The 13,928-nt window shown below is 72.4% G+C and carries 12 protein-coding genes; 7 read left to right on the top strand and 5 right to left on the bottom strand.

The genetic code is table 11. From position 1 onward, the window contains the following. Positions 1-25: 25 nt before the first annotated feature. Positions 26-1,753 carry a transcription termination factor Rho gene (gene rho, locus CSC62_RS15320; RefSeq protein WP_162407555.1) on the bottom strand — a complete coding sequence of 576 codons (1,728 nt, stop codon included), beginning with the start codon at positions 1,751-1,753 and terminating at the stop codon, positions 26-28. A 235-nt stretch (positions 1,754-1,988) separates the two neighbouring features. Then, positions 1,989-2,327 (bottom strand): thioredoxin TrxA, encoded by a 339-nt coding sequence (trxA, locus tag CSC62_RS15315; RefSeq protein ID WP_162407554.1) that lies wholly within the window; start codon positions 2,325-2,327, stop codon positions 1,989-1,991. Between the two features lie 221 nt (positions 2,328-2,548). On the opposite strand from trxA, the gene rhlB reads away from it, so the two are divergent. The 7 genes from rhlB to rpoH all read left to right on the top strand — a co-directional run bounded on the left by rhlB (position 2,549) and on the right by rpoH (position 9,651). Continuing rightward, a complete protein-coding gene (rhlB, locus tag CSC62_RS15310) occupies positions 2,549-4,318 on the top strand; it encodes an ATP-dependent RNA helicase RhlB (RefSeq protein WP_162407553.1) in 1,770 nt (589 codons plus the stop codon). Between the two features lie 119 nt (positions 4,319-4,437). Beyond that, positions 4,438-5,124: a cell division ATP-binding protein FtsE gene (gene ftsE / locus CSC62_RS15305; RefSeq protein ID WP_162407552.1), complete on the top strand. Its 687-nt coding sequence runs from the start codon at positions 4,438-4,440 to the stop codon at positions 5,122-5,124. Continuing rightward, positions 5,121-6,107 (top strand): permease-like cell division protein FtsX, encoded by a 987-nt coding sequence (gene ftsX, locus CSC62_RS15300; RefSeq protein WP_162407551.1) that lies wholly within the window; start codon positions 5,121-5,123, stop codon positions 6,105-6,107. The genes ftsE and ftsX overlap by 4 nt, the downstream gene beginning before the upstream one ends. Then, complete coding sequence (locus tag CSC62_RS15295) at positions 6,107-6,949, top strand: response regulator (protein WP_162407550.1); 843 nt, start codon at positions 6,107-6,109, stop codon at positions 6,947-6,949. The genes ftsX and CSC62_RS15295 overlap by 1 nt, the downstream gene beginning before the upstream one ends. Before the next feature lie 9 nt (positions 6,950-6,958). Further along, positions 6,959-7,684 carry a uracil-DNA glycosylase gene (gene ung / locus CSC62_RS15290; RefSeq protein WP_162407549.1) on the top strand — a complete coding sequence of 242 codons (726 nt, stop codon included), beginning with the start codon at positions 6,959-6,961 and terminating at the stop codon, positions 7,682-7,684. Between the two features lie 158 nt (positions 7,685-7,842). Next, positions 7,843-8,556, top strand: a complete 714-nt coding sequence (locus CSC62_RS15285; RefSeq protein ID WP_162407548.1) for a pirin family protein — start codon at positions 7,843-7,845, stop codon at positions 8,554-8,556. A 216-nt stretch (positions 8,557-8,772) separates the two neighbouring features. After that, the gene (rpoH, locus tag CSC62_RS15280; RefSeq protein WP_162407547.1) at positions 8,773-9,651 is read left to right on the top strand and encodes an RNA polymerase sigma factor RpoH; all 879 of its coding nucleotides are present in this window, start codon (positions 8,773-8,775) and stop codon (positions 9,649-9,651) included. 89 nt (positions 9,652-9,740) lie between these two features. On the opposite strand, the gene CSC62_RS15275 is transcribed toward rpoH, so the two are convergent. Genes CSC62_RS15275 through CSC62_RS15265 form a run of 3 tightly spaced genes read right to left on the bottom strand, consistent with a single transcriptional unit; the run spans position 9,741 to position 13,892 of the window. Next, a complete protein-coding gene (locus CSC62_RS15275) occupies positions 9,741-10,361 on the bottom strand; it encodes a trimeric intracellular cation channel family protein (RefSeq protein ID WP_162407546.1) in 621 nt (206 codons plus the stop codon). Between the two features lie 52 nt (positions 10,362-10,413). Next, positions 10,414-11,697, bottom strand: coding sequence for an NAD(P)/FAD-dependent oxidoreductase (locus CSC62_RS15270; RefSeq protein ID WP_162407545.1), 1,284 nt, complete (start codon positions 11,695-11,697; stop codon positions 10,414-10,416). Between the two features lie 17 nt (positions 11,698-11,714). Beyond that, positions 11,715-13,892, bottom strand: a complete 2,178-nt coding sequence (locus tag CSC62_RS15265) for a primosomal protein N' (protein WP_162407571.1) — start codon at positions 13,890-13,892, stop codon at positions 11,715-11,717. Between the last annotated feature and the right edge of the window lie 36 nt (positions 13,893-13,928).

The raw sequence follows: 13,928 nt of genomic DNA, 5'->3' as shown, positions 1-13,928 counted from the left end.
TTTCCTCGAAGCGGTCGCGGTGCCTTCAGCGCTTCATCGAGCTGAAGAACTCATCATTCGACTTGGTGTTCTTCATCTTGTCGAGCAGGAACTCCATCGCCCCGATCTCGTCCATCGGGTGCAGCAGCTTGCGCAGGATCCAGATCTTCTGCAGCAGCTCCGGCTCGATCAGCAGGTCCTCGCGGCGGGTGCCGGAGCGGTTGATGTCGATCGCCGGGAACACGCGCTTCTCGGCGATCCGGCGCGACAGGTGCACCTCGGAGTTGCCGGTGCCCTTGAACTCCTCGTAGATCACCTCGTCCATCTTGCTGCCGGTGTCGATCAGCGCGGTGGCGATGATGGTCAGCGAGCCGCCTTCCTCGACGTTGCGGGCCGCGCCGAAGAAGCGCTTCGGGCGGTGCAGGGCGTTGGCGTCGACGCCGCCGGTCAGGACCTTGCCCGAGGACGGCACCACGTTGTTGTAGGCGCGCGCCAGGCGGGTGATCGAGTCGAGCAGGATCACCACGTCCTTCTTGTGCTCGACCAGGCGCTTGGCCCGCTCGATCACCATCTCGGCGACCTGGACGTGGCGCGCGGCCGGCTCGTCGAAGGTCGAGGAGATGACCTCGCCGCGCACGGTGCGCTGCATCTCGGTCACTTCCTCCGGGCGCTCGTCGATCAGCAAAACGATCAGGTGCACGTCCGGGTGGTTGGTGGTGATCGCGGTGGCGACCTGCTGCATCATCATCGTCTTGCCCGCCTTGGGCTGGGAGACGATCAGCGCGCGCTGGCCCTTGCCCTGCGGCGCCATCAGGTCGAGGATGCGGCCGGTGATGTCCTCGGTGCTGCCGTCGCCGCGCTCCAGGCGGAAGCGCTTGCGCGGGAACAGCGGGGTCAGGTTCTCGAACAGGTTCTTGTTCTTGGACGCTTCCAGCGGCTCGCCGTTGATGGTGTCGACCACCGACAGGGCGAAGTAGCGCTCGCCGTCCTTGGGCCAGCGGATGCGGCCGGACAGGTGGTCGCCGGTGCGCAGGTTGAAGCGGCGGATCTGGCTGGGCGAGATGTAGGTGTCGTCCGGGCCGGCCAGGTAGCTGGCCTCGGCCGCGCGCAGGAAGCCGAAGCCGTCGGGCAGGATCTCCAGCACGCCGTCGGCGGCCACGCCCTCGCCGTGCCGGGTCAGGACCTTGAGCAGGGCGAAGATCACGTCCTGCTTGCGGGCGCGGGCCACGCCCTCGTGGATCTGCAGCTGCTCGGCGATCTCCAGCAGCTTGTGCGCCGGCATCCGCTTCAGGTCGCCCAGCGAGTACTGCGGGAAGCCTTCCGGCACGCTCGGGTGCGGGCGCGGTACGTGCGGCTGGTTGTTGCCGTTGTCGTCCTGCATCCCGCCATCGTCGCGGAAGCCGCCGCGGTTGCGCTCGCGGTCGCGGCGGTTGCGGAAGCGCTCGCGCCGGTTCTGACGGTTGCCGCCCTCGCGGTCGCCGCCTTCGCCGCCCTGCGGCTGGGACTGGGGCTGGGGCTGGCCGTTCTGGCCGCCTTCCTGGCCGGGGTACCGGGGCGCGTTGTTCTGCGGCGCCGGGGCGGCATCGCCGCCGCCGGACTGGATCGGCAGCGAAGCCTGGACCGGCGGAGCCGCCGGTGCCGGTGCCGGTGCGGCGGCGGCGGCGGGCGCTTCGCTGGCGCCGGCGTCGGCCGGCTTGGTGGCGCGCTTGCGCACGCGCTTCTCGGCGGGTGCGTCGTCGCTCCCGGTCGCTTCAGGCAGGGTGTTCTCGGACAAGACTGCGATTCCTCGCTTGCAGATGCGAGCGCCCTCGGACGGGGCGGCTGGATGCTGGGTGGGGTGCTGCGCCGGAGCGTTGGAACGTCGTTTTCCGGCGAGGGTGCGGCCACGCGGAACGGGCCGGATGGGCTGACACTAGCACCGCCTCCGGGGCGCCGGCAAGCCGGTCCCGAGGGCGGTTCAGGCGCGGGCAGGACGGCTTCCCCGGCCGTCCCGCCGTGCCGGGCGGGTCTCAGGCGGCCGCGCCCAAGGTCTTGTCGATCATCTGGGTCAGCTGGCCCTTGCCGACCGCGCCGACCTGGGTGGCCTGGATCTGGCCGTCCTTGAACAGCAGCAGCATCGGGATCGAGCGCACGTGGTACTTGATCGCGGTGGCGCGGTTCTGGTCGATGTTGACCTTGGCGACCTTCATCCGGCCGTCGTAGGCCTGGGCCAGTTCGTCGACGATCGGCGAGATCATCTTGCAGGGGCCGCACCATTCGGCCCAGAAATCGACCAGCACCGGTTCCTGGGACTGCAGCACGGCGCTGTCGAAATCGGCGTCGCCGACATGCATGACCTTGTCGTTCACATGGAATCTCCGTGGGGGTTGCCTGCACCGTCCGGCGGGCGGACGGCGCCTTGGGTTAAACTGGGGCGTTACGCGGCCATGTCAAGGGGCTCACCGTCCCCCGACGGCCGCACGACCCGGCGCCGCGCGCAGTGTGCTGCCGCCGGGAACCCGATTGCAACACAGGCCCGCGAGGCCGCCCTGCCGCACCACGCTGCGCCAGGCCCTATGAAGACTGGATGATGAGCGACAAGCCGCTGACCGATGTGACGTTTTCCTCCTTCGACCTGCACCCGGCGCTGCTGGCCGGCCTGGAGGCGGCGGGCTTCACCCGATGCACCCCGATCCAGGCGCTGACCCTGCCGGTGGCCCTGCCCGGCGGCGACGTCGCCGGCCAGGCGCAGACCGGCACCGGCAAGACCCTGGCCTTCCTGGTGGCGGTGATGAACCGCCTGCTGACCCGCCCGGCGCTGGCCGAGCGCAAGCCGGAGGACCCGCGCGCGCTGATCCTGGCGCCGACCCGCGAACTGGCGATCCAGATCCACAAGGACGCGGTCAAGTTCGGTTCCGAGCTGGGCCTGCGCTTCGCCCTGGTCTACGGAGGCGTGGACTACGACAAGCAGCGCGAGCTGCTGCAGAAGGGCGTGGACGTGATCATCGCCACCCCGGGCCGGCTGATCGACTACGTCAAGCAGCACCGGGTGGTTTCGCTGCACGCCTGCGAGATCTGCGTGCTGGACGAGGCCGACCGGATGTTCGACCTGGGCTTCATCAAGGACATCCGCTTCCTGCTGCGGCGCATGCCGGTGCGCACCGAGCGCCAGACCCTGCTGTTCTCGGCCACCCTCAGCCACCGCGTGCTGGAGCTGGCCTACGAGCACATGAACGAGCCCGAGAAGCTCGTCGTGGAGACCGAATCGATCACCGCCGCGCGGGTGCGCCAGAAGCTGTACTACCCGTCCGACGAGGAGAAGCTGCCGCTGCTGATCGGCCTGCTGTCCCGGAGCGAGGGCGCGCGGACGATGGTGTTCGTCAACACCAAGGCCTTCGTCGAGCGGGTGGCGCGGGCGCTGGAGCGCGCCGGCTACCGGGTCGGCGTGCTGTCGGGCGACGTGCCGCAGAAGAAGCGCGAGTCGCTGCTGAAGCGGTTCCAGGCCGGCCAGCTGGAGATCCTGGTGGCCACCGACGTGGCCGCCCGCGGCCTGCACATCGACGGCGTCTCCCACGTCTACAACTACGACCTGCCGTTCGACGCCGAGGACTACGTCCACCGCATCGGCCGCACCGCCCGCCTGGGCGCCGAGGGCGACGCGATCAGCTTCGCCTGCGAGCGCTACGCGATGGGCCTGCCGGACATCGAGGCCTACATCGAGCAGAAGACCCCGTCCGAGCCGGTCACCGCCGAGCTGCTGACCCCGCTGCCGCGGCCGGAGCGGCCGAAGCCGGAAGCCGGCGAGGCAGAGGAAGGCGAGGAGAACGAGAGCATCGGCCAGATCTTCCGCGAGGCGCGCGAGCAGCGCGCGGCCGACGAGGAGCGCCGCGGCGGCGGCCGTTCGCGCGGCGGCCCGGGTGGCGGTCGCGGCGGCAGCGGTGGTGGCCGCCACGGCGGCGAGCGTCGCGACGGCGAGCGCCGTCCACGTCGCCCGCGGGTCGAGGGCGAAGGCAGCGCGGCCGGCGGTACCGCGGGTTCCGTGGCCGCGGCCGCTGGCGAAGCCGCCGCGCCGGCGCGTGCGCCGCGTCCGCCGCGCCCGGCGGCCGAAGGCCAGCCGGCGCGCGCCGAGACCGGGGCCGAGGGCGAGCGTGCGCAGCGCAAGCCTCGTCGCCGTCGTCGCGGCAAGCCGGTGGACGGCGCCGCGGCGGATGCCGTTCCGCAGCAGCAGGGCGGTACGTCGAAGCCGCAGCAGGGCGGCCGCCAGGCCCAGCCGCAGGCATCGGCCAAGCCGGCGGACAAGGGCGATTCCTTCTTCGGCCGGATCGGCCGCAAGCTGCGCTCGCTGGTGTCGGGCAGCTGACAGCGCGGGGCGCCGTCGCGCCCCGCGTGTCGCCGCATCCCGGTCCCGTCGTCCCGGCGCACGCCGGGACCCGGCACGCCGTATCGCCCCGGAGGCGATCGCCCCGGCATAATCGCGGCATGAGCGTGCTGCGATTCGAAAGCGTCAGCAAACAGTACCCCGGCGGCCACCAGGCGCTGGTCGACGTCAGCTTCGACGTGGCCGAAGGCGAGATGCTGTTCGTCACCGGCCATTCCGGCGCCGGCAAGAGCACCCTGCTCAAGCTGATCCACCTGTCCGAGCGGCCGACCCGCGGCACCGTGCTGCTGGGCGAGCGCAACCTGCAGAGGGTGCGCGGCGGCAAGGTCGCGCTGCACCGGCGCGAGGTCGGCGTGGTCTACCAGGACCACCGCCTGCTCACCGACCGCAGCATCGGCGAGAACGTGGCCCTGCCGCTGATCCTGCGCGGCACCCGGCGCGCGGAGATCGGCAAGCGGGTGCGCTCGGTGCTCGAGCGCATGGGCCTGGGCCATCGCGAGAAGGCGTTGCCCGGCCAGCTGTCGGCGGGCGAGCAGCAGCGCGTCGGCATCGCCCGGGCGATCGTCGCCGAACCGCGCCTGCTGGTGGCCGACGAGCCCACCGGCAACCTCGACCCGACCCTGTCGGCCGAGATCATGGCCCTTTTCGCCGGCTTGCCCGAGCGCGGCACCAGCGTGCTGGTGGTCAGCCACGACCTGCCCCTGCTGCGGCGCATGCGCAAGCGGGTGCTGGTGCTCGACCACGGCCGCCTGGTCGACGACATCTCGCCCCAGGACCTGGCCGAATGAGCGCGGACACGGGCAACAGGGCGCCCGCCGCCCGCGCCAAGGGCGCCGGCAACGCTGCGGCCAGGGGCCCCTCGCGGCCGCGGGTCTGGCTCGACCACCACCTGCACAGCCTGGCCTTCAGCCTCGGCCGCGCCGCGCGCAAGCCCTGGGCCACGCTGCTGACCGTCGCGGTCATGGGCCTGGCCCTGGCGCTGCCGCTGGGGCTGTCGATCGTGATGGACAACCTGCGCCACTTCGCCGGCAGCGTGCAGCAGTCGCGCGAGATCGGCCTGTTCCTGGAGATGGACGTGGACGCGGCGGCCGCGCGCAAGCTGGCCGACGAGCTGCGCGCGCGCGGAGACGTCGCCGAAGTGGAGGTGCGCACGCCGGAACAGGCGCTGGCGCAGTTCCGCCAGGACAGCGGCCTGGCCGAGGCGCTGGACGCGCTGGGCGACAACCCCTTGCCGACCCTGCTGGTGGTGACCCCGCAGGGCGACGACGATGCGGCCCTGGCGCGCGCGCTGGAGGCATTGCCGCAGGCCGACCTGGTCCAGCACGACGCGGTCTGGCGCCAGCGCCTGGACGGCTGGCTGCGCTTCGGCCAGCGCGTGGTCCAGGTGCTGTCGGTGCTGCTGGGCCTGGGCGCCCTGCTGGTGGTCGGCAACACCGTGCGCCTGGACATCCAGTCGCGGCGCGAGGAGATCGGCGTGCTGCAGCTGCTCGGCGCCAGCGACGGCTTCATCCGCCGGCCGTTCCTGTACCTGGGCGCGTGGTACGGCCTGGGCGCCGGGCTGCTGGCGCTGGCCCTGATCGCCGCCGCCGGCCTGGCCCTGCGCGGGCCGCTGGCCGCGCTCAGCGCCAGCTACGGCAGCCAGTTCGCGCTGAAGGGACTGGATGGCCTGCACTCGGGGATGGTATTGGTGGCGACCGTCCTGCTGGGGTGGCTGGGGGCCTGGGCGGTCACCGGGCACTTCCTGCGCCAGACCCGTCCCACGGAGACCTGATGGCCTCGCACGAGCTCAAGCACCTGATCAGCGATGCGCCGCGGGTGATGGTGGCCGACGGCTCCAAGCTGGTGCGCAAGCTGATCGCCGACGTGCTCACCCGCGAGCTACCGGACGTGCAGGTGGTCGGCTGCTCGAGCATCTCCGAGGCCCGCCAGGCGCTGGAGGCCGGCGCGGTCGACCTGGTCACCACCGCGCTGTCGCTGCCCGACGGCGACGGCCTGGAGCTGGCGCGCAGCGTGCGCGAGGCGGCAGGCCAGGCCTACGTGCCGGTGATCGTGGTCTCCGGCGACGCCCAGCAGCACCTGGTCGAGCGCCGCTTCACCGAGTTCGTCACCGACTACTTCGACAAGTCGCTGGGGCACGAGGCGCTGGCCGAGTTCATCCGCGGCTACGTGCAGCCGCAGCCGATCGTCGGCGCCACGGTGCTGTACATCGAGGACAGCCGGGTGGTGGCCGAGGCCACCAAGCGCATGCTCGAGCGCCAGCAGCTCAACGTGATCCACGTGCTCACCGCCGAGGAGGCGTTCGGCCTGCTCACGGCCGAGTCGCTGGGCCGGGCCGCCTACAAGATCGACCTGGTCCTGACCGACGTCACCCTCAAGGGCGAGCTCAGCGGCCGCGACGTGGTCGAGCGCATCCGGATCGACTTCGGCTACGGCAAGCGCCGCCTGCCGGTGCTGGTGATGACCGGCGACGGCAACCGCCACAACCAGTCCGAGCTGCTCAAGGCCGGCGCCAACGACCTGGTGCAGAAGCCGATCGAGGAGCGGCTGCTGGTCACCAAGGTGCTGTTCCAGCTGCGCCTGGCGCGGCTGGACGGCGGCACCCGCACGTTCTGAGCGCCGGACATGGGCAAAGACGACCGCATCCGGCTGGAACCCTCGTGGAAGGCGCGCATCGGCGACTGGCTCTCGCGCCCGGAGATGCGCGCGCTGGCCGAGTTCCTGCGCCAGCGCAAGGCCGCCGGCGCCCAGGTCTATCCGCCGGGGCCGCGGATCTTCGCCGCGTTCGACGCCACGCCCTTCGATGAGGTCAAGGTGGTGATCCTGGGCCAGGACCCGTACCACGGTCCCGGCCAGGCGCACGGCCTGTGCTTCTCGGTGCTGCCGGGGGTGCCGGTGCCGCCGTCGCTGGAGAACATCTTCAAGGAGATCGGCACCGAGCTGGGCCTGCCGCGGCCCGACCACGGCTGCCTGCTGCCCTGGGCGCGGCGCGGGGTTTTGCTGCTCAACGCGGTGCTGACGGTCGAGCAGGGCCGCGCCGGCGCCCACCAGAGCAAGGGCTGGGAGGGCTTCACCGACCATGCGATCGAGACCCTGGCGCGCGAGCGCGAGGGCCTGGTGTTCCTGCTCTGGGGCAGCTACGCCCAGGCCAAGGGCAAGGTGATCGACCCGCGCCGGCACCGGGTGCTGAAGGCGCCGCACCCCTCGCCGCTGTCGGCGCACCGCGGCTTCTTCGGCTGCGGGCATTTCGCCGCGGCCAACGAGTACCTGGCCCGGCACGGCCAGGCGCCGATCGACTGGTCTTTGCCGCCGCGGGCCGAGGTCGAGGCGATGCTGGCCGCGGGCGGCTGATTGCCGGCGGGGACGGCGGCAAGCCGGATCACACCGGGCGATATCTCGCATAAATAGAACAATCAGGGATCTGGCACCCGCTTTATCCCGGGAGTGCCGGCAATCATCCTGTGCGCCTGCCGGGAATCTCCCCGGCGTCGATCCCGAGGAGGTGCCCTGTGATCACCCTGCGACCGGCCGCCGAGCGCGGCCATGCCGACCACGGCTGGCTGGATTCCTGGCACAGCTTCTCCTTCGCCGACTACTTCGATCCCGAGCACGTGCACTGGGGTCCTTTGCGGGTGATCAACGAGGACCGGGTCGCCGCCGGCCAGGGCTTCGGCACCCACGGCCACCGCGACATGGAGATCGTCAGCTACGTGCTGGAAGGCGCGCTCGGGCACAAGGACTCGATGGGGAACGTGGAGAGCATCACCCCCGGCGAGGTGCAGCGGATGAGCGCCGGCACCGGCGTGACCCATTCGGAGTTCAACTACGACAGCACCGGCGCCACCCACTTCCTGCAGATCTGGATCCTGCCCGAGCGCACCGGGATCGCCCCCGGCTACGAGCAGAAGCGCTTCGACGACGGCGAGAAGCGCGGCCGCCTGCGGCTGGTGGTCAGCCCGGATGGAGCCGAAGGTTCGGTCAGCATCCACCAGGACGCGCGGATGTACGCCGGGCTGTTCGACGGCGCCGAGTCCGCCGGCCTGGCCATAGCCTCGGGCCGGCTGGCCTACGTCCATCTGGTCCGCGGCCGGGCGACGGTCAACGGCCGTTCCCTCACGGCCGGCGACGCGCTGATGTACCGCGACGAGCCACAGGTGCGGATCGAGGCCGGCGAGGGCGCCGAGGTGCTGGTGTTCGACCTGCCGGAGCTGGCGCGGTCGTAGGAACGGGCCCCTTGGAAACCCGTCGCCGCGCCCTCACGAAGGTTTGGCGGCCGGCGGTGCAGGATGGCCCCGGCCGCTACGCGATCGTTCAGTTTTACGCGAGCAAGTGATTGATTTTGAAAGCGGTGCGGAGGGTCGGCACCGTTGCACGGATGCAACACCGGGAACCATCCCTGGCGTTAGCAGTCCAACACCCCGATTGCTAAGATGCCTGCCATGACCCAGACCATCCGTTCCACCCAGCTCGTCGCCAACAACCTGCCGATCCCCAGCCCGCTGGGATCGCTGGAGGCCTACATCGGCGCGGTACACCAGATCCCGGTGCTGAGCGTCGAGGAGGAGCAGGACCTCGCCCGCCGCTTCCGCGACGAGGAGGACCTGGACGCCGCGCGCGAGCTGGTGCATTCGCACCTGCGCTTCGTCGTCCACGTGGCCCGCGGCTACAACGGCTACGGCCTGCAGCTGGGCGACCTGATCCAGGAAGGCAACATCGGCCTGATGAAGGCGGTCAAGCGCTTCGACCCCGAGCTGGGCGTGCGCCTGGTCAGCTTCGCGGTGCACTGGATCCGCGCCGAGATGCACGAGTTCATCCTCAAGAACTGGCGCATCGTCAAGGTCGCCACGACCAAGGCCCAGCGCAAGCTGTTCTTCAACCTGCGCAAGGCCAAGACCCGCCTGGGCTGGATGAACGCCGCCGAGGTCACCGCGGTGGCCCGCGACCTCAACGTCTCCGAGCGCGAGGTGCTGGAGATGGAGGCGCGCCTGTCCGGCCGCGACATCGGCTTCGATGCGCCGTCCGACGAGGACGACGAGCACGCGCCGCCGTCGCCGTCGGCCTACCTGGTCGCCCACGACGAGGATCCGTCGCAGGCCTACGAACGCCAGGACAGCGAGGACAACCAGCTGCAGCTGCTGCGCGAAGGCCTGGCCGGGCTGGATGCGCGCTCCCGCGACATCATCGCCCGCCGCTGGCTGGATGCCGACAGCAAGGTCACCCTGCAGGAACTGGCCGACGAGTACGGCGTCTCGGCCGAGCGCATCCGCCAGATCGAGGCGAACGCGATGAAGAAGATGAAGGCGCTGCTGGCGGCCTGACCGCGCCAGGTTCCAGGCGACAGTGCGAACGGCCCGGATTTCCGGGCCGTTCGCGTATCCGGGGCCGGCGTTCCGGCCCATGCCGCAGCTCAGCTGCCGTCGTGCGGCCGCGCCACCGGCAGGTGCCAGCCGTGGCGGATGGCCATGTAGCGCAGGCCGAAGCAGACCAGCGCGCCGACCGCCATCGCCGGGGTCTGCGGCAGCCCGGCCACGTGCGCCAGCGCGACCACGCCGCCGCCGGCCAGCGCCGCCACCGCGTACAGCTCGGCCTGCAGCACCACCGGCGTGCGCGCCACCAGCAGGTCGCGGGCGATGCCGCCGCCGATCCCGCTGGTCATGCCCAGCAGGGTGGCGGCGAACGGCGACAGCCCGAACGCCAGCGCCTTGCCGGTGCCCAGCACCGCGAACAGCGCCAGCCCGGCCGCGTCGAACAGCTGCACCGGGTTGCGCATCCGCTCGATCGCGCCGTGCCGGTAGAAGGTGACCACGCCGGCCAGCATCGCGGTGGCCAGGTAGCGCCAGTCGGCCAGCGCCGCCGGCGGCTGCGCGCCGATCAGCACGTCGCGGGCCACGCCGCCGGAGACCGCGGCCGCGCACGACAGCACCAGCACGCCGAAGAAATCCAGGCGGTAGCGCACCGCCAGGGTGCCGCCGCTGAGCGCGAACACGAAGGTGCCGACCAGGTCGAACAGCAAAAGGAGCAGGGACACGGCGGATCGCGCTGGGGGCGGGCGCACAGGATCGCAGCGGTGGCCGCGATTGTCATGCGCGCGGTGACCGCTCCGGGTCGCGATCCCGCCCGAGGATGATCCGCGCCGCGCGCTGGTAGCTCCAGTACGCCCAGGCCCAGTTGAGCAGCACCACCAGGCGGTTGCGGAACCCGATCAGGAAGAACACGTGCGCGGCCAGCCAGAACCACCAGGCCAGCAGCCCGGACAGCTTGAAGCCGTGCAGGTCCACCACCGCGGCCATGCGGCCGATGGTGGCCAGGTTGCCGAAGTCGCGGTAGCGGAACGCGGCGGCCGGCCGATCCTGCAGCCGCGCGCGCACCACCGCGGCCACGTGCCGGCCCATCTGCTTGGCCGCCGGGGCGACGCCTGGCACCGGGCTGCCGTCGGCGCGTTTGACCGCGGCCAGGTCGCCGGCGACGAACACGTGCGGATGCCCGGGCACGCTCAGGTCGGCCTCCACCGGCACCCGCCCGGCGCGGTCCAGCGGCACGCCCAGCGCGCGCGCCAGCGGCGAGGCGGCCACGCCCGCGGCCCAGACCACGGTGCGGGCCGGCACGTAGTCCTCGCCCAGGCGGTAGCCGCCGGCGTCGATCGCGGTCACCGGCACGCCGGTGGACACCTCCACCCCCAGCCGCTCGAGCTGGCGGCGCGCCTTCTCCGACAGCGCCTCGGGGAAGGACGCCAGCACCCGCGGACCGGCCTCGACCAGGCGCACCCGCGCGCTGGCCGGATCGATATGGCGGAACTCGTCCTTCAGCGTGTGCCGGGCGATCTCGGCCAGGGTGCCGGCCAGCTCGACCCCGGTGGGCCCGCCGCCGACGATGGCGAAGTTCAGCCAGGCCGCGCGCTCGGCCGGGTCGTCGCAGCCTTCCGCGCGCTCGAACGCCAGCAACAGCCTGCGGCGCAGGTCCAGGGCATCGTCCAGCGACTTCAGCCCGGGCGCGTGCGCGGCCCACTGGTCGTTGCCGAAGTAGGCGTGGGTGGCGCCGCTGGCCAGCAGCAGGTAGTCGAAGCGCAGGGTGCCGCCGTCGGCCAGGGCCACCGTGCGCGCGGCCGGGTCGATCGAGGCCGCCTCGCCCAGCCGCACCTCGACGTTGCCCTGCCGGCGCAGGATGTGGCGCAAGGGCGCGGCGATGTCCGGCGCCGACAACCCGGCGGTGGCGACCTGGTACAGCAAGGGCTGGAACAGGTGGTGGTTGCTGCGGTCGAGCAGGGTGATCCGCACGGGCGCACTGGCCAGCGCGCGGGTCGCCCAGAGGCCGGCGAAGCCGCCGCCGATGACCAGCAGGTGGGGAATGTCGTCGGCCGAATCCATCCGTGCTCCTTACGCTTTCAGTACAGGTCCATGGGGTCCACATCCAGCGACCAGCGCGTGCGCCGGGCCTCGGGCAGGGCGTGGATCGCCGGCAGGGCGGCGTCGAGCAGCGCGTGCAGGGCCGGGCGCGCGGGCGCCGACAGCAGCAGCTGCATCCGGTACAGGCCGGCGCGCCGGGCCATCGGTGCGGTCAGCGGGCCGAGCAGTTCGATCCTCTGCGCCTCCGGGCCGCGGCCGGCATCGCGCAAGGCGGCCTTGGCCGCGCGCAGGAAGGCGCCGGCGGCGTCGGCCTGCTGCGCCTCGGCGCGCAGCAGGGCCAGGTGCGCGAACGGCGGGAAGCCGGCGGCCTCGCGCTGGGCCAGCTCGCCATCGGCGAAGGCGTCGTAGCCGCCGTTGATCAGGCCATGCAGCAGGGGGTGGTCGGGGTGGTGGGTCTGCCACCAGACCTCGCCCGGGCGCTGGGCGCGGCCGGCGCGGCCCGCCACCTGGACCAGCAACTGGGCGAGCTTCTCGCCGGCGCGGAAGTCGGAGGAGAACAGGCCTTCGTCGACCCCGACCACGACCACCCGGGTCAGGTTCGGCAGGTCGTGGCCCTTGGCCAGGATCTGGGTGCCGACCAGGATTCCGGGCCGGTCGCCGAGTTCGGCCAGCAGCCTGGCCAGGCCGTCGCGGCGGGCGGTGGTGCCGCGGTCGATCCGCAGCACCGGCCAGCCGGCGAAGCGCTCGGCCAGCAGTTCCTCCAGGCGCTCGGTGCCCACGCCCTGCGGCTGCAGGGCCAGGCTGGCGCAGTCGGGGCAGGCCAAAGGGCGGGCCTGGCGGTGGCCGCAGTGGTGGCAGACCAGCCGTCCGCCGCCGGCGTGCACGGTCATCGGCGTGCCCTGGGCCGGGGTGCTGCAGCGCGGGCACTGCGCGCTCCAGCCGCAGTCGTGGCACAGCAGCACCGGGGCGTAGCCGCGGCGGTTCTTGAACACCAGCACCTGGCCGCCGTCGGCCAGGGCGGCGCCGATCATCTCCAGCGTCTCCGGCGCCAGTCCGGCCTGCAAAGGGCGTTTGCGCACGTCCAGGATCCGCACCGCCGGCGGTTTCGCGTCGCCGGCGCGCAGGCGCAGGCGCAGGTGGGCGTAGCGGCCGGCGCGGACGTTGTGCAGGGTTTCCAGCGAGGGTGTGGCGCTGCCCAGCAGCACCGGCACCTCCAGCGCCTTGGCCCGGACCAGGGCGAAATCGCGGGCGTGGTAGCGGATCCCGTCCTGCTGCTTGTAGCTGGCGTCGTGTTCCTCGTCGACCACGATCAGCCCGGCCTCCGGCAAGGGCGTGAACACCGCCGAGCGGGTGCCGACGATCACCCGCGCCTGCCCGCGCCAGGCCGCGGCCCAGACCCGGGCGCGCTCGCCGTCGGCGAGGTTGGAGTGCAGGGCGTGCACCGGCACCCCGAGGCGGGCGCGGAAGCGGGCCAGGGTCTGCGGGGTCAGGCCGATCTCCGGCACCAGCACCAGCGCCTGTTTCCCCTGCGCCAGGCAGTCGGCGATGGCGTGCAGGTAGACCTCGGTCTTGCCGCTGCCGGTGACGCCTTCCAGCAGCACCGGGGAGAAGCCGGCGCATGCGGCTACGGCCTCGATCGCCGCCTGCTGGCCGGCGTTGGGCGAAGGCCCGGGCTGCGGCACCGGGGCGGCGGGCAACGCCGGCACCGCGATCCGTTCGGCGTAACGGCGCTTGCCCAGGGCGCGGGCGGCGTCGCGCCAGCCGTCCAGGCGCAGGTCCAGGTGGTCCTCGTCCAAAGGTCCGGCCTGCAGCAGCTCGGCCAGCCGGCGCGGCCGGGTGTTGCGGCGCAGGCCTTCCAGGCCGGTGGCGCCGGCTTCGGTCAGGGCCCAGGCCCAGGCATGGGTGTCGGGCAGGGGCTCGCCGGCGCGCAGCGGCGCCGGCAGGGCGGTGGCCAGGACCTCGCCGAGCGGGGCGTGGGTGTAGCGCGCCAGCCAGCGCAGGGAGTCGAGCAGTTCGCCGTCGAACAGCGGTACCGGGTCGGCGAAGGCCAGCGCCTCGCGCAGCCCGGCCGGGCTGTCGGGCTCGCCGCCCGCGGCCCCCACCCCGGCCAGTTCGCGCGGCCCGAACGGCACCCGTACCCGCCGGCCGACGTCGGCGGCGCTGGCGCGGGTGCCGGCGGGCGGCAGGGTAAGGGACCGCCGGCCCCGTCCCCTTATACCCCATGCGACAGCCCACCAATAGCAAGTACGGCA

The organism is Pseudoxanthomonas jiangsuensis (assembly GCF_010093185.1).
In the GTDB taxonomy this organism is placed as follows: Bacteria; Pseudomonadota; Gammaproteobacteria; order Xanthomonadales; family Xanthomonadaceae; genus Pseudoxanthomonas; species Pseudoxanthomonas jiangsuensis.
The sequence above is the reverse complement of the archived record's forward strand: the minus strand, read 5'-3'. Positions and strand labels throughout refer to the sequence as shown.

Excerpts from the sequence above, each read along its gene's own strand:
- CSC62_RS15270 (WP_162407545.1), bottom strand. The coding sequence starts at position 11,697 with ATGGATTCGGCCGACGACATTCCCCACCTGCTGGTCATCGGCGGCGGC.
- ftsE (WP_162407552.1), top strand. The coding sequence starts at position 4,438 with ATGAGCGTGCTGCGATTCGAAAGCGTCAGCAAACAGTACCCCGGCGGC.
- CSC62_RS15295 (WP_162407550.1), top strand. The coding sequence starts at position 6,107 with ATGGCCTCGCACGAGCTCAAGCACCTGATCAGCGATGCGCCGCGGGTG.
- ftsX (WP_162407551.1), top strand. The coding sequence starts at position 5,121 with ATGAGCGCGGACACGGGCAACAGGGCGCCCGCCGCCCGCGCCAAGGGC.
- rpoH (WP_162407547.1), top strand. The coding sequence starts at position 8,773 with ATGACCCAGACCATCCGTTCCACCCAGCTCGTCGCCAACAACCTGCCG.
- ung (WP_162407549.1), top strand. The coding sequence starts at position 6,959 with ATGGGCAAAGACGACCGCATCCGGCTGGAACCCTCGTGGAAGGCGCGC.
- rhlB (WP_162407553.1), top strand. The coding sequence starts at position 2,549 with ATGAGCGACAAGCCGCTGACCGATGTGACGTTTTCCTCCTTCGACCTG.